17 protein-coding genes are annotated in these 17640 nt (G+C 71.0%); 7 read left to right on the forward strand and 10 right to left on the reverse strand.

Translation table 11 applies throughout. The features are described from left to right. The first annotated feature begins 115 nt into the window (after positions 1 to 115). Positions 116 to 1525 carry an NF041680 family putative transposase gene (locus tag G401_RS50835; protein ID WP_064741918.1) on the forward strand — a complete coding sequence of 470 codons (1410 nt, stop codon included), beginning with the start codon at positions 116 to 118 and terminating at the stop codon, positions 1523 to 1525. 128 nt (positions 1526 to 1653) lie between these two features. Here the strand turns inward: G401_RS50835 and G401_RS0135900 are convergent, their stop codons facing one another. Together G401_RS0135900 and G401_RS0135905 are read right to left on the reverse strand one after the other, a co-directional pair. Then, complete coding sequence (locus tag G401_RS0135900) at positions 1654 to 2592, reverse strand: patatin-like phospholipase family protein (RefSeq protein WP_027346277.1); 939 nt, start codon at positions 2590 to 2592, stop codon at positions 1654 to 1656. A gap of 228 nt (positions 2593 to 2820) precedes the next feature. Next, positions 2821 to 4284 carry an MFS transporter gene (locus G401_RS0135905; protein ID WP_027346278.1) on the reverse strand — a complete coding sequence of 488 codons (1464 nt, stop codon included), beginning with the start codon at positions 4282 to 4284 and terminating at the stop codon, positions 2821 to 2823. 78 nt (positions 4285 to 4362) lie between these two features. Between G401_RS0135905 and G401_RS0135910 the strand changes: the two genes are divergently transcribed. The 3 genes from G401_RS0135910 to G401_RS0135920 all read left to right on the forward strand — a co-directional run bounded on the left by G401_RS0135910 (position 4363) and on the right by G401_RS0135920 (position 6745). After that, entirely contained in the window at positions 4363 to 4995 is a 633-nt protein-coding gene (locus G401_RS0135910; protein ID WP_051367705.1) for a TetR/AcrR family transcriptional regulator, read from the forward strand. Positions 4996 to 5132: 137 nt separating this feature from the next. After that, complete coding sequence (locus G401_RS0135915) at positions 5133 to 5606, forward strand: hypothetical protein (RefSeq protein WP_027346280.1); 474 nt, start codon at positions 5133 to 5135, stop codon at positions 5604 to 5606. Positions 5607 to 6091: 485 nt separating this feature from the next. After that, positions 6092 to 6745 (forward strand): alpha/beta fold hydrolase, encoded by a 654-nt coding sequence (locus G401_RS0135920; protein ID WP_027346281.1) that lies wholly within the window; start codon positions 6092 to 6094, stop codon positions 6743 to 6745. Here G401_RS0135920 and G401_RS0135925 read toward each other — a convergent pair. Both G401_RS0135925 and G401_RS0135930 read right to left on the reverse strand, forming a co-directional pair. After that, positions 6732 to 9236 carry a helix-turn-helix transcriptional regulator gene (locus tag G401_RS0135925; protein WP_027346282.1) on the reverse strand — a complete coding sequence of 835 codons (2505 nt, stop codon included), beginning with the start codon at positions 9234 to 9236 and terminating at the stop codon, positions 6732 to 6734. The genes G401_RS0135920 and G401_RS0135925 overlap by 14 nt on opposite strands. Positions 9237 to 9286: 50 nt before the next feature. Then, complete coding sequence (locus tag G401_RS0135930) at positions 9287 to 10111, reverse strand: alpha/beta hydrolase family protein (RefSeq protein WP_211240950.1); 825 nt, start codon at positions 10109 to 10111, stop codon at positions 9287 to 9289. A gap of 266 nt (positions 10112 to 10377) precedes the next feature. Here G401_RS0135930 and G401_RS0135935 point away from each other — a divergent pair, with 266 nt between their 5' ends. Beyond that, on the forward strand, positions 10378 to 10962 hold the full coding sequence (locus G401_RS0135935) for a hypothetical protein (RefSeq protein ID WP_027346284.1): 585 nt from the start codon (positions 10378 to 10380) through the stop codon (positions 10960 to 10962). A 3-nt stretch (positions 10963 to 10965) separates the two neighbouring features. Here G401_RS0135935 and G401_RS50840 read toward each other — a convergent pair whose 3' ends face one another. The 3 genes from G401_RS50840 to G401_RS0135950 all read right to left on the reverse strand — a co-directional run bounded on the left by G401_RS50840 (position 10966) and on the right by G401_RS0135950 (position 13548). Beyond that, positions 10966 to 11973, reverse strand: coding sequence for a hypothetical protein (locus tag G401_RS50840; protein ID WP_051367709.1), 1008 nt, complete (start codon positions 11971 to 11973; stop codon positions 10966 to 10968). A gap of 163 nt (positions 11974 to 12136) precedes the next feature. After that, a complete protein-coding gene (locus G401_RS0135945) occupies positions 12137 to 12349 on the reverse strand; it encodes a ferredoxin (RefSeq protein ID WP_027346285.1) in 213 nt (70 codons plus the stop codon). Continuing rightward, entirely contained in the window at positions 12343 to 13548 is a 1206-nt protein-coding gene (locus G401_RS0135950) for a cytochrome P450 (RefSeq protein ID WP_027346286.1), read from the reverse strand. Before G401_RS0135950 ends, G401_RS0135945 begins: the two co-directional genes overlap by 7 nt. 161 nt (positions 13549 to 13709) lie before the next feature. Between G401_RS0135950 and G401_RS50845 the strand changes: the two genes are divergently transcribed. Beyond that, positions 13710 to 14168, forward strand: coding sequence for a toxin glutamine deamidase domain-containing protein (locus G401_RS50845; protein ID WP_051367711.1), 459 nt, complete (start codon positions 13710 to 13712; stop codon positions 14166 to 14168). After that, entirely contained in the window at positions 14165 to 14443 is a 279-nt protein-coding gene (locus tag G401_RS0135960; protein ID WP_027346287.1) for a hypothetical protein, read from the forward strand. The genes G401_RS50845 and G401_RS0135960 overlap by 4 nt, the downstream gene beginning before the upstream one ends. Positions 14444 to 14446: 3 nt before the next feature. On the opposite strand, the gene G401_RS0135965 is transcribed toward G401_RS0135960, so the two are convergent. Genes G401_RS0135965 through G401_RS0135975 form a run of 3 tightly spaced genes read right to left on the reverse strand, consistent with a single transcriptional unit; the run spans position 14447 to position 17531 of the window. Further along, positions 14447 to 15262, reverse strand: coding sequence for an SDR family NAD(P)-dependent oxidoreductase (locus G401_RS0135965; protein ID WP_027346288.1), 816 nt, complete (start codon positions 15260 to 15262; stop codon positions 14447 to 14449). Further along, positions 15259 to 16551, reverse strand: coding sequence for an MFS transporter (locus tag G401_RS0135970; RefSeq protein WP_027346289.1), 1293 nt, complete (start codon positions 16549 to 16551; stop codon positions 15259 to 15261). Before G401_RS0135970 ends, G401_RS0135965 begins: the two co-directional genes overlap by 4 nt. Further along, positions 16548 to 17531 (reverse strand): ATP-grasp domain-containing protein, encoded by a 984-nt coding sequence (locus G401_RS0135975; protein ID WP_027346290.1) that lies wholly within the window; start codon positions 17529 to 17531, stop codon positions 16548 to 16550. The genes G401_RS0135970 and G401_RS0135975 overlap by 4 nt, the downstream gene beginning before the upstream one ends. Between the last annotated feature and the right edge of the window lie 109 nt (positions 17532 to 17640).

Raw genomic sequence — 17640 nt, forward strand, 5'->3', positions numbered from 1 at the left:
CCCTGACTCGGGTTTTAACGTGAAGTGCTGTTTGTCCTTCTTGTCGGGTAGTGACATAGAAGTGGTCATCGCGGATCTTCGAGTAAAGGCCTGACAAACCCTCTCGGAGGTCGCGATGACCACTTCCAGCAGTGTCGCGCATGAGTTGGCCGGCGCGCAGCAGGCGCTGCGAGAGTTCCGCCATCAGGTGTACGACTGCCTGGACCGTTGGCCGGACGCATTGTTCGACCTGGTCGACGCGCAAGCGTCGGCGGTCGCGGTGGACGGCCTGGCGCATCTGACGCTCGCGCCGGGCGCACGGCGCGGGCACGGCAGCGCCTACCGGGCGATCGCCGACGGAGCGATCGACACCGGCATGCTGCGCGAGACCCTGGCCGGGTTCCGGCCCGCCGAATGGGAACCGACGTTCGCCGTCGACACCACCCTGTGGGCACGTCCGGCCGCGCAATGCTCACCCGAACGTGGCCTGCACAAGTACAACCACGCCCAAGCACAGATCACCAACGGGAAACCGATCACCGCGGGATGGTCATACTCATGGCTGGTGAACCTGTCGACCGAACCCGGTAGCTGGGTCGCGCCCCTGGACGTCTCCCGGGTGAACACCTCCCAGACCTGCACCGAAACCGCGATCGGGCAGATCCTCCTCCTGCTTCCCCTGCTCGAGCACCCCCGGTCGCAACCCCTGCCACTGTTCGTCTGCGACGCCGGCTACGACGCGGTCACCCTGGGCGTCGAACTCGCCGACCAACCCGTGCAAACCCTGATCCGGCTGCGCAACGACCGGGTCATGTGGACCCGCCCCCAACCACCGACCGGCAAACGCGGCCCCGGCACACCCCGCCGACACGGACGACGATTCCACTTCGCCCACCCCGAAAGCCACACCCCACCCGACCACGAACTCGCCCTGCACGACCCGGTCTACGGAAACGTCCACGTCACCGCATGGCACCAACTACACCCCGAAACCCAAACCCACTACCGCGACCCCGACGGGCGGCCCAGCATCATCGAAGCCACCATCCTCCGGCTCACCGTCGACAAGACACCCCGCCACCGCCAACCCGGCCCGATCTGGCTCTGGTTCAACGGCCCCGCCGACACCTTCGACCCCGACCGCTGCTGGCGCGCCTACCTACGCCGGTTCGACGTCGAACACTTCTTCCGCTTCGCCCGCCAAAACCTCGGCTGGGCCACCCCACGACTACGCCACCCACAACAAGCCGACCGGTTCAGCCAACTCACCGCCATCACCGCCACCCAGCTACGCCTGGCCCGCCCCCTCGTCGCCGACCACCGCCTGCCCTGGCAGAAACCCCTCACCAGCCAGCAAATGACCCCGGGCCGGGTCCGGCAAGGTTTCACCCACCTGCTAGCCACAATCGACACACCAGCTAGATGGCCAAAACCCACCAAACCCGGACCCGGACGACCCAAAGGCCGCACCAGCGAACCCGCACCCCGCTACGAACCCACCCGCACAACCAAAGTCAAGATCCCCAAAGAACTAATCCGACCTTAAAACCCGAGACCCTGATCCAAACGGGATCTTGGAGGCGAGCGTCCCTGACCGGACCGACGGATCCCGTGCGCCTATCGCCGGGCGCTCTTCACGTGATCATGTTCTTGTCACCCGCGATTATGTTCTTGTCACCCGCGCCGCCAGAACTCGGCGAACCGCTCCGCGAGGGCTTGGCCCTGGGCGTAGCCGCCACGCGCGGCCGGCAGTCGCGTGGCCGGATCCAGCGCGTTCGCGTCGAAGACCTCACCCGCGCCGGCGTCCGGGAAGACGGTCTCGACCCGGCTGCCTCCGGCGCGCAGCTCTTCGACCTGGGTCGCGAGGTCCATGCCCCACTCCAGCGGCATCCGCGTACGCCCGCCGAACGGCGACAGCACCACCACCCGGCCGTATCCGGCGGCGAGATCGGCGTTCTCGCTGCGCCGGTAGCCGCCGTTGATGTAGCGGTTCTCGCCGATGGGGTAGGGCGTCATGGCCGAGGTGCTGGCGGCGACGGCGTCCACGAGGTCGATGCCGCTGTGGCGATCGAACACCACCGGTTCCCCGGTACGCGCATCCACGGCAGAGATGAGTACGGGCTGCTCCGGCCAGTGCGGGCTCGGCAGCCGGGACGCGACGATGTCGCGCCAGCGCGTTTGCCTGGAATCGTCGGCGGCGGCCATGTCCAGCGCGGCGGCGCCCATCCGGCGGCGCATGTCGGCGGCGTCCGCGGCCGAGGCGATGATGCCGTCGGACCATTCCATGTAGTTCGGTCCCGAGGAGCGCGGAGCGAGCCCCCGGCCCGGTACGCCACCGCCGGCCGGTGGCGGGGGCGTCTCGGCGAGGATGGCGGCGTAGAGGTCGGCGGCCCGGGTCCCGCTGGTGATCTGGGCGGCCACCGTCGATCCCGCCGACGTTCCGATGATGAGGTCGGCCTCGGTGAGATCGACACCGGCGTCGCCGAGGCCGGCGATGAGACCGAGTTCCCACGCGTTGCCGGCCGCGCCGCCGCCCGCGCACACCAGGGCGCGCCTGCCGTCGGGAGCGGCCGTCGGACCGCCGTGGGTCAAGGAGGATGAAGTCGTGCTCATGGGAGTCGCCTTTCGCGAGTCGCGTGGCGGGTGCTCCCGATGGCGACTACCTGAGTCGCGTGATCGTGGACAGCGGGGGAGCACCCAGTGCGGATACTGCGAACATGGGTCTCACCTCCAGCTGGTAGGTCACGATCGCCCGAAGGCTAGCAGGCTGCCCTCGGCGTACGCAATTCGGACAAACGGGCGTGGCCGCCCCGCGGAGGGACGGCCACGATCGAGGAGGGCTCAGCTGCGGACGGGCTCGGCGATCTGATCGTCCACGTGGGACGCTTCGGCCGCCTCCTGCCGGCGCTTGCGGGCCGACGGCAGGGCGAGCGCGGCGACGACCGCGAGCGCGGCGACGAGCGCGCAGACCCAGAAGCCGGTCGTGAACGCGTGATCGGTCGGGATGCCCTGCGGCGTGGTGTCGGAGACGACGACCGCCGCGACGACCGCGCTGCCGATCGAGCCGCCCACCGTACGCACGATGCTGTTCACGCTCGTCGCCTCGCCGGTGTGGGTGGCGGGAACGGTCTCGATGATGGCGTTGGACATCGCGGCGAACACGAGGCCGATGCCCGCGCCGGTGAGGAAGCCCGAGGCCAGCAGCTGCCACAGCGCGCCGTGGGCGATCGCCGGCAGGCCGAACGCGGCCACGACCGCGAGCGCGCCGAGGGTCAGCGGCAGCTTCGGTCCGAACCGGCGCTCCAGCAGGCCCGACAGGGGGCCGAAGACGAGCATCATCAGCGTGGTCGGCAGCAGGAACAGGCCCGCCTCCGACACCGACTTGCCGAAGCCGTAGCCGGTCATCTTCGGCAGCTCCAGCAGGGTCGGGATCAGCAGGAACGTGCCGAACATCGCGAAGCCGAAGGTCAGGCCGACGATGTTGGTCGTCCACACCCCGCGCAGGGCCATCAGCCGCATCGAGATGAGCGGTTCCTTCACCCGCAGTTCGACGAGGACGAAGGCGATCAGGCCGACCACGCCGACGATGAGCATGGTCACCGTCTTGCCGTCCGACCAGCCCCACTCCCGGCCCTTGCTGATGCCCAGCAGCAGCGACACCAGCGACACCGACAGCACCAGCGCGCCGATCCAGTCGAGGCGTCCCGGCGTACGCACGTCGGACTCGGGTACGCCGGCGACGACGCCGATCAGCGCGACCGCGATGAGGACGAGCGGGAACCAGAACAGCCACTGCCACGACAGGTGGTCGACGATCGGTCCGGCGAGCACGATGCCGAGGCCGGCGCCGATGCCGAAGATCGCCGACAGCAGGCCGACGGTCACGCCGACCTTCTCGCGGGGCAGTTCGTCGCGGACGATGCCGATCGACAGGGGCAGGATCGCGCCGGCGGCGCCCTGCAGCGCCCGGGCCGCGATCAGGACCTGCAGGTTCGGGGCGAGGGCGGCGAGCAGCGTACCGGCGGCCAGGATGACCAGGACGACGAGCAGCACCCGGCGCTTGCCGATCATGTCGCCGAGCCGGCCGAGGATCGGCGTGAGCACCGAGGCCGCCAGCAGGTACGCGGTCAGCACCCAGCTGATGTCGCCGGTCGAGGCCTTGAGGTCGTGGGCGATGACCGGCAGCGCCGGTGCGACCAGGGACTGGAGGACGGCGAACGAGAGGCCGCCGAGGGAGAGGAAGAGCACGACGAGCGTGCTGTTGGCGTGCCGCCCGGTACGCGGTGCGCCGATGTCCTGCGTCATGGGGAACCCCGAAGCTAAGTAAACGTCTGTCGACTTGACCCTAGATCGCTGACCGACAGGTAGTCAACGGACGTTTACATGGCTTGGATCACAGGTACGCTGGACGGCGTGCCCGCCGAGACCGACACGCGCCGCCGCCGCGATGCCGCCGACACGCGCCGCCGCCTCCTCGAAGCCGCCCGCCACCGCTTCGCCGCCGCCGGGTACGCGGCCACCACCGTCCGCGAGATCGCCGACGACGCCGGGGTCAACGTCGCCCTGATCAACCGGTACTTCTCGTCGAAGGAGGGCCTGTTCGAGCAGTGCCTGACCACGGCCGTCGACGAGCTGCGCCAGACCACCGGCGACGTCGCCCTCGACGACGTGCCGCTCGCGATCGCCCAGCAGCTGGCCGGGATGAGCATCAGCGGCCAGCCCTACCAGCTCGCGCTGATGCTGCGGTCCTCCGGCGACGAGCGGGCCGACGAGATCCGGATCGGCGTTCTGCGTACGTCGTCGGAACGGCTCGCCGCGGCGGCGGGCTGGCACCCGCGCCACCCGCAGGGCGATCAGCTGCTGCTGCGGGCGCAGATCGTGCTGTCGGCGGCCGTCGGCATGGCGCTGCTGCGCTCCTCGACGAAGCTGGAACCGTTGGGAGAGGCGGGAATCGACGATCTCGTCGGGCCGCTGGCCGACCTCATCCGCGCGGTGCTCCCGGTCACGAAAGCCTGATCCGGGTTGACGCCGCCATCAGCATACCGTGGAGATCCTCTTCGGTCACTCCGCTGAAAAGCCCTGTTGACCTGCGGTTTACGCACCTAGTCTGTCCCAGCGCCGCGATGGGCGCGACTCGACAGACAGGAGCGCGGATGATCGTCCCCGGCCGGGACAAGCTGACCAACGAACTGCACGCGTGGGCGAGGGGGATCCTGGTCGGATCCCGCGAGGCCCGCCTCCGGGACCGGGTGAAGGCCTACCGGGTCCTCGGGCACGCCGGGCGCCTCGCCAGGAGCCTGGCCGAACAGAGCGAGCACGCCCCCACCCCGCAAAGACGTCTGGAACTGCTGGCCGAAGCAGCCGACGTCGCCCGATCAGCCCCCGGGCACGCGGTCCTCACCGCCGTCGCCGTCCTCCACATCCACCGCGCGGTCCTCGACCACCTGGGCCGGCCGGCCGAGGCCGACGCCGTCCACGCCGAGATGAAACTCCTCGCCCCGCGCGTAGCGGGGTCCGGACGTCCGCCTGCTCTCCGGGAGCGGGCCGAGCAGCTGATCGCCGGGGAGCGCTACCGCCGTCTCCTCGCCGACCGCAAACCCGGCTTCGACCTCCTCGAACTCCTCTAACGTCTCTGGGCCCGACGCTCGGGCGAGGGCCGCGGATCGACACCTCCGCACACCGGCGATCGTTCGCGGCTGAGATGTAGTGGGTCCGGATCGCCCCTGGACCTCGATCCAGTGCCCGGATTCTGTAGTAGTGGATCTCCAAGGCATGATCAAGTTCCCTGGAGCTGCGGAATCGGCCCGTTTTCTGCAGGATCCGGGAACTTGATCATGCTTTCCCGCCGTGCTGGAGCGGTCCGCTGTTGAATGCCCCGCCGTGGAGTGATCATTTACCGCTATTACGGCAATCCATGGCGTGCCTCCTTGATCAAATACCGCCTATCCGGCAGGGGGGCGCGCTCCCGCCGTAATGACGGTATTTGATCAAGGGAATCGGCTTCCCGGTGCCGCAATAGCGGTATTTGATCAAGTTCTCCAACCCGCAGCGGGACTCCGGAGAGCCGGCACGGTAGCGGGCCCGTCCGACATTCCGGTGGCAGGATTCAGGGGTGCGTACGCTGCTGCTGGTGCATAGCCCGGTGCTGTCACCCGCCTGCTGGGGTCCCCTGGCCGAGCGGGCGGAACAGGACGGCTGGCGGGTGGCCGCACCGGATCTCCGCCCGTTGCTGAATGATCCGTCCTTTCACGACAGTGTGGTCGCCGCGGCGAAACGAACCGAGCCGGATCTCGTCGTGGCGCACAGCGGCGCGGGCGCGTACCTGCCGGGGATCGCGTCGGCGGTCGGATGCGACGTCGTGTTCCTCGACGCCGTGTTGCCGCATCCCGGCCGGAGCTGGATCGACTCCCTGCCCGCCGATTTCGCCGACGCCCTGCGGGGAATGGCGCGGGACGGCAGACTCCCTCCGTGGGACACCTGGTTCCCCCGGGAAGCGGTGGACGAACTCCTGCCGGACGCGCGGCAGCGGGAGCAGGTCCTGCGGGACCTTCCCGAGCTGCCGTGGCCGGTGGCGACCGAGGTCAAGCCGCGACCGGGGCCCGGCTGGGACGAGGCGGGCAAGACCTATGTCCGGCTGAGCGACGCGTACGCCGAGGAAGCCGCGCGGGCCGAGGCCGACCGGTACGCCGTCCGGAGCCTGGCCGCCGATCATCTCGCCATGGTGACCCGGCCGGCCGAGGTGTGGGACGTGGTCATCGGGCGGTGAGCCGGGCCAGTTCGACCCGGGACCGGATGCCCAGGCGCTGGAAGATGTTGCGCATGTGGTGGTCGACGGTACGCGTACTGAGGAAGAGGGTCGTCGCCACTTCGCGGTTGGTGGCGCCGTCGGCGACCAGGCGGGCTATCTGGCGCTGCTGCGGGGTGAGCGCGTCGGCGGGTGGGAGGGCGGCCGCCGGGGTCGGGTCGCCGGCGGCCCGGAGTTCGCCCCGGGACCGTTCCGTCCACAGTGGCAGGTCGAGCTGGGTGAACGCGTCGAGCGCGGCCCGCAGGTGCGTACGCGCGTCCCGGGGGTGGCGGCTGCGGCGGAGTTCCTGGCCGAGCAGCAGGTGCGTGCGGGCGCGCTCGAACTCGCCCTCGCCGTCCTGGTGCAGGGTCAGCGCGGTGAGGTAGCCGGACCGGGCCTCCTCGCTGCCGCGCGGGGCGAGCAGGGCGTGGCAGCGGGCGGACAGGGCCCGGCGTACCGGGTCGCCGGTGCCGAGCGCCCACTGGTCGAACGCGAACAGCGCGGCGATCGCGAGGTCCGGCCGGTCGGCGCGGGCGGCCGCCTCGACGAGCCAGGGGGTCGCCATGATCTGCGTGACGACGTGCCCGGTGCCGAGGGCGGGATCGGCGAGCGACAGGATCTTGTCCGCGGCCTCGGCCGGGCGGCCCTCGATGACGTCGAGCACCGCCTGCGCCCAGCGGGCCAGCGCGCGCGGCCGGGTGAACGCGCCGGCGTCGGCGGCCACGGTGATCTCGGCCAGCCGGTGCGCGCAGGTGTCGGCGTCGCCGCGGATCGCCGCGAGCACGGCCAGGAGGCCGAGATGGTCGCCGGCGTAGTTGTCCTGGCCGGCGTGCAGGGCCGCGCGTACGCCGTCCAGGCTGGCCCGTTCCGCGTGGGCGTAGCGGCCGAGCCAGAACTCCGCGTAGGCGAGCATCTCCAGGGCCAGCGGGAGCGTGGCGGGATCGGCCGCGTCGACCGCCCGCCGGGCCAGCGCGTACGCGGCGGCCGAGTCGGCCCGCAGGAGTTCCCCGGCGGCGGCGCAGGTCAGGGCGCCCGGGTCGGCGAGCGGCGTCGCCCACTCGGTCACCTGTCGCAGGTGGACGGTGGCCTCGGCGTGGCGGCCGGAGAAGGTGGCGGCGAAGCCGGCGATGTGCTCGCGGATGAGCCGCTCGGGCAGCGAGGCGTCCGGGCGCCGCAGAACCTCCGCCCGGCGGTCGAGGTCCTCGTAGCGCCGGTGCTCGCCGAGGAAACAGGCGGCCTCGCCCGCTCGCAGCAGCGCGTACGCGGTCGCCACCGGGCCGAGTCCGGCCGCGGCGTCGAGGATCTCGTCCACCGCGTGGTCCGCCGGCCGGCCGGACAGCCAGGAGCGGTCCGGCCCGGGATCGGCCACGTCGGCCGGCTGGGTCTCGACCGCTGCCGCGGCGGCGAGGTGCCCCGCCCGGCGTACCCGATGGTGGTCCAGGACGCCGGCGAGCACGCGGTGGGCCGACTGCCGGTCCACGACGGGGGCCTCGGTGTAGAGCAGGTCGCGCAGCAGCGGCTGGGTGAGGCGCACGGTGGTCGCGGTGACGCGGATGAGGCCGTCGCGCTCCGCGGGCGCGAGCGCCGCGATCGGCACGCCGCTCGCCTGCGCCGCGCGCACCAGGATCTTCTGATCCAGTTCGGGGTCGGTCGCCGCGAGCAGCAGCAGCCACCGGGTGTCGCGCTCATAGGAATCCAGTCTCCGGATGTACGCCTCGCGCAGCGGGCTGTTCTCGGGCAGCCGATCGGGCGGCGGCGTGCCGCCGGCGCACTGCGCGGCGGTGAGGGCGGCGGCGATCTCGGCGAGGGCGGCGGGGTTGCCGTGTGCGAGGGCGGCGACCCGGGCGGCCACGCCGGGAGCGAGCGGGTGCGGCGCGAGATCGTGGACGAGGCTCAGGGAGTCCTCCAGGGACAGTGGGCCCAGCCCGACCTCGGCGATGCCGTCCGCCCCCGCGCCGGCCCGCGTGGCCAGGAGCAGGGCGACGGGGTGGCGGCCGAGCCGGCGACCCGCGGCGGTGACCGTGTCGAGAGTGGACTCGTCCATCGCGTGCGCGTCGTCGAGGCAGGCGAGGACCGGGCGGTCCTGCGCGGCGAGCAGGTCGACGGTGGCCAGGGCGAGGGTGAGCCGGTCGGCGTCCGGGCAGCCGGCGCCGTCGAGCGCGGTGCCGAGGACGCGGGCGCGGCGCGCCGGCAGCGTCACGAGGCGGTCGGCGAGCGGCGCGAGCAGCCGTTGCAGGCCGGCATAGGGCAGGCGGCGCTCGGCCTCCAGGCCGCCGATGCGGGCGACCGTCCACTCGGTGGTGCCGGCCGCGGCGGCCGTGAGCAGGGCGCTCTTGCCGGTGCCGATCTCGCCGACGACGCGGAGCGCGCCCCCGTGGCCGCGCCCCGCGTCGGTGATCAGTGTCCGGACCGCGGCGAGCTGGCTCGACCGCCCGCGCAGCCGCTGTATCTGCATCGTCGGTGCAATAACCATGCCAAGAGTGTTACTCCAAGGTAACCATCTTGCAAAGACCTGTCGATGCGTCAGGTGGTGTAGGGGCAGGTCCCGCGCGACTGGGAGATCGCGATACCGGTCGGGTTCGGACACAGGAACTGGTCGTAGCGGGTGTCGTTGTCGACGAAGCGCTTCAGCCACGAGATCGAGTACGCGGCCAGGGTGGTGTTCGGCGTCTGCGGGAAGAAGTGCGAGGCCCCGGCCAACTCGATGTACGCCTTCTCGGTCGAGGACGGCAGCGAGTTGTAGAACGGGATGGCGTGCGCGGCGACCGGCGCGATCGTGTCCGCCTGCCCGCCCCAGATCATCGTCGGGACGCGTACGCCCGACCAGTTGGTGGTCAGGTTCCACGGCGCGATCGGCACCGCGGCCTTGAGCGACGGCCGGCTGTTCGCGGCCTCCAGGGTGCCGCCACCGCCCATCGAGTGCCCCGCGACCGCCAGCCGGGAGGCGTCGACCCGGCCGCGTACGGACGAGCTGCCGGTCAGGTAGTCCAGGGCGGCCAGCAGCTCGCGTCCCCGGCTGGCGGGCTGGTCGTAGATCGTCAGCGTGTTGATGCCGAACACCACGAAGCCCTGCGAGGCCAGCCGCGGGCCCAGCCAGGACAGGCTGGACCAGGTGGCCGTGTAGCCGGGGGAGATCGCGATGCCGCCGAAGGTGCCGGCCGAGGTCGTCGTCGGGTAGTAGATCGTCCCGCCGCCGAACCCGCTCACCTGGGCGGCGGACACGGAGACGGAGGACGTGGCGAACGGTCCCTGGGCGGCCTGGATGCTCGCGAGGGTCGGGGCGGGCCCGCGCTCGTACGGGTTGTCGGCGACCGCCGGCGAACCGGCCGCCAGCACGCCGGTCAGCATGACCGCGAGCGCCGCCAGGACGCGCGCCGCACCGGCCTTGGTGGAAGTGTGCACGTCGGTACCTTCCTGCTCGGGCGGTCGGGGCCCCGGTACCGGGCAAGCGCCGGGATCCGCGAACCGCATCGATGCCCGTCATCATCTGAGGTGCGGCGCCGGGTCGGCATCGGCGAAATCACCGGTCCGCGGGTGCCTCCTCGCGGGCATGGACCCGCTCGCCGGACCGGCCCGGGACGGTAAAGATCGTGAACAACGGCTAACCTCTATACGTGCGACACCTCACCGACGGGCTGGCGGAGTGGACCCTGAGCGAGGGGACGCCGATCGAGCAATTCCTCGGCCCGGCCCTCCACCAGGGACGACAAGGGGTCCGCTGGGCCGTGGTCGAACCCGTCGCGGACGGTTTCGCCATCGCGTACCACTTAGGACTGGACGACGGCGGCGCGGACCTCAGCGATCTCGCGGCGCTGCCGCCGCTGGACCCGCAGGCCGACGACACCGGCGGCGTCGTGGCGCGGGCGAGCAAACCGGTCGAGGCGTTGTCGCTGGCCGCCGAGCTGTTCGGGGCGGGCCACGACGAGTGGGTGAACGTCGGCGAGGCCGTCGAGGAGTACCGCGACTACGTGCACTATGCGCGGCTGCCCTTTCCGCTCGGCCACGACGCGGCCGTGCACGTGGTGCAGCGCATCTTCGCCGCCGAGTCCGACGACCTGGTGCTCGGCTGGACCGTCGCCGGGCTCGAACAGCAGACCGGCTGCGCCCACCTGGGCGACCTGATCTTCCACGCGGCGCCCGAGCACACCGCGGAGGAGATCGTCGACCACGCGTGGAACTGCCGCCCGATCGAACTGTGACGGCTACGGCGCGGGCGGCGACGCCGACGGGCTCGGCGTGGCGGAGGTCGTGGGCGTGGCGGACGGCTGCGGCTCGGGCACGATCCGCGGGAACACCAGCTGCCTCGTGACCGCCTGGCAGAGCGCGTCCGCGTTGAGCGGCGCCTCCTTCTCCGTCTTGGGCGCGTAGCGCGTACGCACCTGGACGGCGAGGACCCAGTCGGGGTGGACGGCCAGGCAGTCGACGTGCCAGTGGTAGTCCTTCCACAGCATCGTCCAGCCGTTCTTGATGCTGGTCTGCGGGATCACGTCGTCCGGCAGGGCGTCGATGATGCCCCAGTGCCCGCCGCCCGTCTTGCTCTGGATCTTGTTGTCGGTCACGTCGCCCTCGACGTGGCGCATCTCGTCCAGCACGTACTGCGTCCACAGCGGACCGGCCGCGCGGCCGTCGCCGATGCACAGGCCCATGCGTACGGCGTCCTTGGCGGTCATGGTCGTGTAGGCCCAGGTCTCCTTGGGGTCCGCCGAGGTCTTCACGTGTTTGAGGCCGCACACGGTGACCAGCCGCTTGAGCCCGGGCTTTCCCCCGTTGGCCTTGTAGAAGTAGTCCGCGTCGTTGTCGTTGCTGTCCCGGATCGCGCCGGTGACGTGCTTGCGCTCGGCGGCGGTGAGCTTCGTACGCTTGCGCAGGTAGTCCGAGACCATCCACGCCTTGATCATCGACTCGGTGCTGTTGACCCCCGAGTCGCTGTTGGCCGAACCGCTCATCGTCGACGTACGCCGGTCGTAGAACGCCCACGCGAGGAAGCCGTCCTTCGGCGCGGTCACGGTCACCGGGCCCGCCTGAAGAGTGGGCGGCGGCGGTGGCGGCGGCTCCGGCGCGGCGGACGGGCTCGGGGACGCGCCTGTCGCGGTGGTGATCCCGGCGGTCCACCGGATCGGCTGGCCGTGCGGCATCGCGTACGCGGCCGCGCCGCCGCCGAGGACCGCCAGCAGGGACAGCGGCATCAGCCATCGGATCGTGCGGGACATGGGGCCCTCCGCCGGGGGTGGGAAGCGGACAGGCCCGAGGGTAGACGAGGTCGATCGCGGCCGATGGCCCGGCCCGAGTCGCCGTCCCGACAGTCACGATCAACGACCTTGATACGTATGTCTCGGGAGGGGTTCGCGGGGTGAGCCGCGAACCCCTTGGCCGTCAGAGTTCCTCGACCGTGATGGCTTCCGTCGGGCAGCACTCGGCGGCGTCGGAGATCTCCTCGTCGGGTTCCATCAGATCGCCGACCGCGGTCGCGTACGGCCCCTGAAGAGTGAAGTGCCTGGGTGCGGAGGCGGCGCACAGCCCCGAGCCGATGCACCGGCTCGGGTCGACCGTCACCCGCCACTGTGGACCTGACTGTGGACCTACCATCGGACCGGGAGCTCCTTCAGGCCGCGTACCAGCATGCCGGTCTTCCACGGTACTTCGTCCGCCGGCACGGCCAGCTCCAGGTCCGGCAGGTTGCGCGTCAACGCGCCCAGCGCCACCTGCAACTCCAGCCGCGCGAGCTGCGCGCCGACGCAGTGGTGCGGCCCGTGCCCGAAACCGATGTGCGGGTTGGTCTCCCGGGTGAAGATCAGCGTGTCGGGATCCTTGAAGAACCGCTCGTCCCGGTTCGCCGAGCCCAGCGAGCCCAGCACCGGTTCGCCCGCCTTCACGAGCACGCCGCCCAGCTCGGTGTCCTCGCTCGCGTACCGGGCGAAGGCGGCCGCCGTGCCGAGCGGGACGTAGCGCATCAGCTCCTCGACGGCGTTCGGGATGAGCGTGGGATCCGCCACGAGCTCGCGCCACTTGCCGGGATTGGTCAGCAGCACGTAGACGAAGTTCGGGATCTGGGTGACCGTGGTCTCGTGGCCGGCCGCGAGCAGACCCGCCAGCAGTTCCACCATCTCCTGCTCGGTCAGCCGGTCGTTGTCCTCGTCGCGGGCGCGGACTAGGGCGCCGATGAGGTCGTCGGTCTCCTGCTCGCGCCGCTGCGCCACCAGCCCGGCCATGTACGCGTGCAGCGCGCCCATGTATTCCATGATCGTCTCAAGCGGCAGCGAGGTCGTGGAGATGATCGCCTCGGACCAGACCTGGAAGTTGTGCCGGTCGGTGAACGGTACGCCGAGCAGCTCGCAGATGACCATGATCGGCAGCGGTGTGGCGAACCCCTCGACGAGGTCGCCCCGGTCGCCCAGGTCCTTCATGTCGCGCAGCAGCCCGTCGGCGATCTCGGTGACCCGCGGCCGCAGCGTCTCCACGCGCCGGTTGGTGAACGCCTTCGCCACCAGCTTGCGCAGCCGGGTGTGGTTCGGCGGATCCATCGTCAGCAGCCCGGAATCCTGCTGCCGCGGATGCGTACGCGGCTCGTCCCGGCCGATCACTGCCGCCCGGCCGAACCGCGGATCGCCGAGGATGAACTTCACGTCCTCGTAGCGGGTGGCCAGCCAGGCCTCCTCGCCGTAGGGCAGCCGGACCCGCGACAGCGGCTCGGTGGCGCGCAGCTGTGCGTAGAGCGGATCGAGGTCGAGGCCCGCGGGATTGTTGAACGGATAGGTGCGAGCCGAGGCTTCCGGCGGTGCGGTCATGAGAACCTCCCCAGATAGTTCTAAGTAGATAAATATGCCACCGCCGGGGGTTCGGTCAAGGGCGAAGGGTGCCCCCGCCCGATCATGAAGACGTCCTGGCGGACGCCGGGTAGGCTCGCGGCGGCCGAGGAAACGATCTTGTCAGCGCCGAGGAGCATGTGATGACATCCCCACCCGACACCGCGTCCAGCCGGACGAGCAACGCGCTGGAATGCGCCCTGGCGTTCCTGTCCACCTACTCGGGGGCGCCCCGGGCGGCGTCGTCGCTCAACTACGATCCGGCCGACCCGCTGAGCCCGCTGCTCGGGGAGCAGTCCGGCCGCGAGCGGGCCGAGGCGTACCTGGGCAGGCCGTTCGAGTACGTCGGACCCGACAGCACGGCGTTCGCGCTCATCGCCCGGCGGCTGAGCGACGGCGGGCACGGCACGGCCGCGCTGATCGTCAACGGCTGGCCGCCGCACCTCGGCACGGGTACGCACGCCTGGAACGGCTACAACCACGACGGCCGGATCGGCTGGGTGGACGCCAACACGGGAGCGCGCGGAGACCAGCCGCTGTATCCGGAGGCGTACGGGGTCTGGGCGATCATCGTCGACAACACGTGGAGGGCGCCGCAGTGAACACCGACCAGCTCGTGCAGGCCATCAGGAACATGCTCAACCAGTCCCGGTACGCCGGCCGGCCGATCGAGGTGGGCTCGTTCGCGTTCGACAATGCGGTGGTGGTGTGGCCGATCGAGCCGCCGATCACCGACTGGTCCAAGCCGCCGTCGGTGATCGGCGGCAGCGTCTACGTGCACGACACCGACACCCGCCGGACGACGACCTGGCCACGGCTGGCCGCCCCGCACGTGATCGCGCTGTACCGGGCGGCCAAGGCTCGCGGCGAGGTCTGACCGCTAACGGACGACCCAGGACCGGGTCATCTTCTGGACGGCCCGGCCTTCCGGGTCGACGAGCTTGAGGGCCGCGTAGTCGCGTACCCAGTCGCTGGTCGGGATGCGGAACGGCGGGTCGGGTTCGGTGAGCGCCCGCACGATCACGTCGGCGACCTCGCCGGCCGGTTGCGCGCCGGGCCAGCCGGTCTCCTGCAGATACTCCAGATAGGACCGGAGGGCGTCGGCGTACGGGCCGGCGGCGGCCAGCAGCGAGTCGAAGGTGACCCCGGTGTTGGCGGCGAAGGACGTCTCCAGCACCGGACCCGCCTCGATCATCGCGACGGTCACGCCGACGGCCGCCGCGACCGGGGCGAGGGCCTCCATGAATCCCTCGACCGCGAACTTCGCCGCCGAGTAGGCCTCGTTGAACGGCTGGGCGATGAGGCCGCGGGTGCTGCCGACGGACAGGACCCGGCCGCCCGAGGCGCGCAGCAGCGGCATCGCCGCCCGGGTGACGGCGACGACGCCGAGGAAGTTGACCTCGATCCCGGCCCGGTAGCGATCCATGGACACGGTCTCGATGGTGGGGAAGTTGTTGCCGATCCCGGCGTTGTTGACGAGCGCGTCGAGCCGCTCGATCCCGCCGAAACAGTCCGCTATGGACGCTTCGGAGGTGACGTCGAGCGGCCGGATGTCGAAGCCGTCCAGCTCGGCGGGAGCCTTGGCGACGTCGCGCATCGTGGCGATCACGTGCCAGCCCGCCCGCTCGGCCGCGATCGCCGTACGCAGGCCGATGCCGGAGGAGGTGCCGGTGATGAGCAGGACCGGTGCGCTCATGCCGTCGCCCCCACTTCGGCCGGCTCGGCGACGGGCGCGGCGGCCTTCTCCCGTTCCAGCATCCCGTGCACGGGCACGAGCGGCGGCCAGGCGAAGAACGTGCCGATGAGCGTACCGACGACCATGGTGATCCGGGTGGCGGCGAGGATGCTGACGTCGCGGTTGAACCACGACACCAGGACGCCGCCGACGAACACGCTCAGCGGGATGACGCCCCAGGTGATCGTCCGGAACGCCGCGTGGGACACCGCCTGGTCCGCGGCGGGCACGCGCGCCTGGCGTACGGCGGCGGTGCTCACGTTGTACCAGACCATGAAGAAGCCGTAGGCGCCCAGCGTCGCAGCCAGCACCACCGCGCTCGGCAGCCGCGGCGCGAGCAGGATCCCCAGGCCCACGAACGAGTGCAGGAAGATCGACAGCGGCATCATGCGCGCCGCGGTGATCGCCCGGCTCACCCGCTGCGCCAGGAACGTGCCGGCCACGGCCACCACGGCCGCCGCCGACATCACGACGCCCATCGTGCCCACGCTCAGACCCAGTCCCCGGTACGCGAGCATCGGCATCACGGTGACGTAGATCGGCCCGCCGACGTTGGCGAGCAGGGTGCCGATCAGAGTGGCCCGCAGGACCGGATCGGACCAGTTGAGCACGACGCCGCGTTTGAGCCGGGCCCACATCGAGTGCAGCTTGCCGGCGCCCCCGCCGTAGGGCCGCATGGACCGGATCGTGCCCGCCGAGAACAGGAAGCTCGCCGCGTCCACGAGGAGGGACGCGACGCCGAGGCCGGCGTACAGGATGCTGCCGACGGCCGGTCCGACGACCTCGGAGGTCGTGCGGCTGGTCTCCAGGCGCGCGTACGCCTTGACCCGCCCCTCGGGCTCCACGATGGAGGCGATGGTGGCGGTGTAGCCGACGTTGAAGAAGACCGACGTGGCGTTGACGACGGCGACCACGGCGAACAGCAGCGGCACCGACAGGAACCCCGCCCAGTACGCGACCGGCACCAGGGCGATCGTCAAGCACCGGATGACGTCGCAGGCGATGAGCGTGCCGCGCAGGTCCCAGCGGTCGACGAGCATCCCGGCGACCAGGCTGAGCAGCGGGATCGCGAGATACTGGGCCATCGCGACGAGGCCGACCTGGAACGCGGAGGCGTGCAGCAGCAGGATCATGACGGTCGGTACGACGAAGATGGTGACCTTGTCGCCGACGTTGCTGACCGACTGCCCGGTCCACAGCAGACCGAACTGCCGGCCCAGGACCGGCGAGCGGAGATTCTCGGTGGTCATCGCGTCAGGAACCTCTCGTGTCCCCGCCGGTACGCCTCGAACCGGGCCCGGATGATGTCGCGCTGGCGCCGGACGGTCTCGGGCGCGGTGTCGGGCGCCTGGATCGTGCCGTCGAACTCGATCTCCGACAGCCAGAAGCGCTCGCCGTCGTGCAGGAAGTCGACGCACAGGAACGGCACCGGCAGCTTCTTGGCGAAGTACTCGACCGCCGGGGCGAGTTCGTCGGCGAGCGGCACGTAGCGCAGCGATCCGCCGGTGCTGTACTGCGTGTAGGGCGCCCCGTCGCCGGGCTGGCGGACGAGGACGCCGAGCGGCTCGCCGTCGACGATGTAGACGCGGTGGTCGGCGGTCCGGCCGCCGAGGTAGGGCTGGAACACCAGCGCGGTGTCGCCGCCCTGGGCCAGGCTGAGCAGGCCGCGGACGTCGTGGCCGTCGCGGGCGATGTTGATGCCGCGGGCCGCGCACCAGGCGGCGGGCTTGGCGATGGCCGGGTAGGTCAGGTGCCGGATCGTCGGCAGGTACTCGTCGTAGACGAGGTCGCGGCCCGATCCGATGCGGACGGTCGGCACCGGCGGGATGGGGCAGTCGCGCAGGAACAGGATGGTCGCCAGCTTGTCGTTGCACAGCGTGGCCAGTTCCGGCGGGTGCGGCAGGTAGAAGCCGGCCTGTTCGAGGACCGAGTACAGGGCCAGCTGGTTGAAGACGTCCGCGGCCTGGTAGGGCAGCGAGTACAGGGAGGTGACGAACAACGTGTCGGCCGGGGTGACCGGCTCGCCGTCGATGTAGACCTTGGGCTCGGCGAGGTCGAGCGCGTCGACGGTGACCGCCTCGGGGGCGACCCGCTCCCAGGTCAGGTCCGCTTCCTTGGCCACCTCCCCGTAGGTGTTCCAGAAGGCCGCGGACCATTTCGCGCTGGTACGCGAGGACTCGCGGTCGGGGAAGAGCCAGATCATGCGCCGCAGCGCGCCCGCGTCAGACATCGCCTCACCACTCCCGGTCGGCCGCCGTCGCGTTGTTCGCGGCGGGGTGCGCCGAGCATGGCGAGGAGCGCTACGAATTCACTGCGAATCCGCTCCATGAGGCGGCGAA

It is taken from the genome of Hamadaea tsunoensis DSM 44101 (genome assembly GCF_000428945.1).
In the GTDB taxonomy this organism is placed as follows: Bacteria; Actinomycetota; Actinomycetes; order Mycobacteriales; family Micromonosporaceae; genus Hamadaea; species Hamadaea tsunoensis.

Coding starts and splice junctions, on each gene's coding strand:
- G401_RS50835 (WP_064741918.1), top strand. CDS start 116: ATGACCACTTCCAGCAGTGTCGCGCATGAGTTGGCCGGCGCGCAGCAG.
- G401_RS0135900 (WP_027346277.1), bottom strand. CDS start 2,592: ATGAGCACGACTTCATCCTCCTTGACCCACGGCGGTCCGACGGCCGCT.
- G401_RS0135905 (WP_027346278.1), bottom strand. CDS start 4,284: ATGACGCAGGACATCGGCGCACCGCGTACCGGGCGGCACGCCAACAGC.
- G401_RS0135910 (WP_051367705.1), top strand. CDS start 4,363: ATGGCTTGGATCACAGGTACGCTGGACGGCGTGCCCGCCGAGACCGAC.
- G401_RS0135915 (WP_027346280.1), top strand. CDS start 5,133: ATGATCGTCCCCGGCCGGGACAAGCTGACCAACGAACTGCACGCGTGG.
- G401_RS0135925 (WP_027346282.1), bottom strand. CDS start 9,236: ATGGTTATTGCACCGACGATGCAGATACAGCGGCTGCGCGGGCGGTCG.
- G401_RS0135930 (WP_211240950.1), bottom strand. CDS start 10,111: ATGCTGACCGGCGTGCTGGCGGCCGGTTCGCCGGCGGTCGCCGACAAC.
- G401_RS50840 (WP_051367709.1), bottom strand. CDS start 11,973: ATGTCCCGCACGATCCGATGGCTGATGCCGCTGTCCCTGCTGGCGGTC.
- G401_RS0135945 (WP_027346285.1), bottom strand. CDS start 12,349: ATGGTAGGTCCACAGTCAGGTCCACAGTGGCGGGTGACGGTCGACCCG.
- G401_RS0135950 (WP_027346286.1), bottom strand. CDS start 13,548: ATGACCGCACCGCCGGAAGCCTCGGCTCGCACCTATCCGTTCAACAAT.
- G401_RS50845 (WP_051367711.1), top strand. CDS start 13,710: ATGACATCCCCACCCGACACCGCGTCCAGCCGGACGAGCAACGCGCTG.
- G401_RS0135965 (WP_027346288.1), bottom strand. CDS start 15,262: ATGAGCGCACCGGTCCTGCTCATCACCGGCACCTCCTCCGGCATCGGC.
- G401_RS0135970 (WP_027346289.1), bottom strand. CDS start 16,551: ATGACCACCGAGAATCTCCGCTCGCCGGTCCTGGGCCGGCAGTTCGGT.
- G401_RS0135975 (WP_027346290.1), bottom strand. CDS start 17,531: ATGTCTGACGCGGGCGCGCTGCGGCGCATGATCTGGCTCTTCCCCGAC.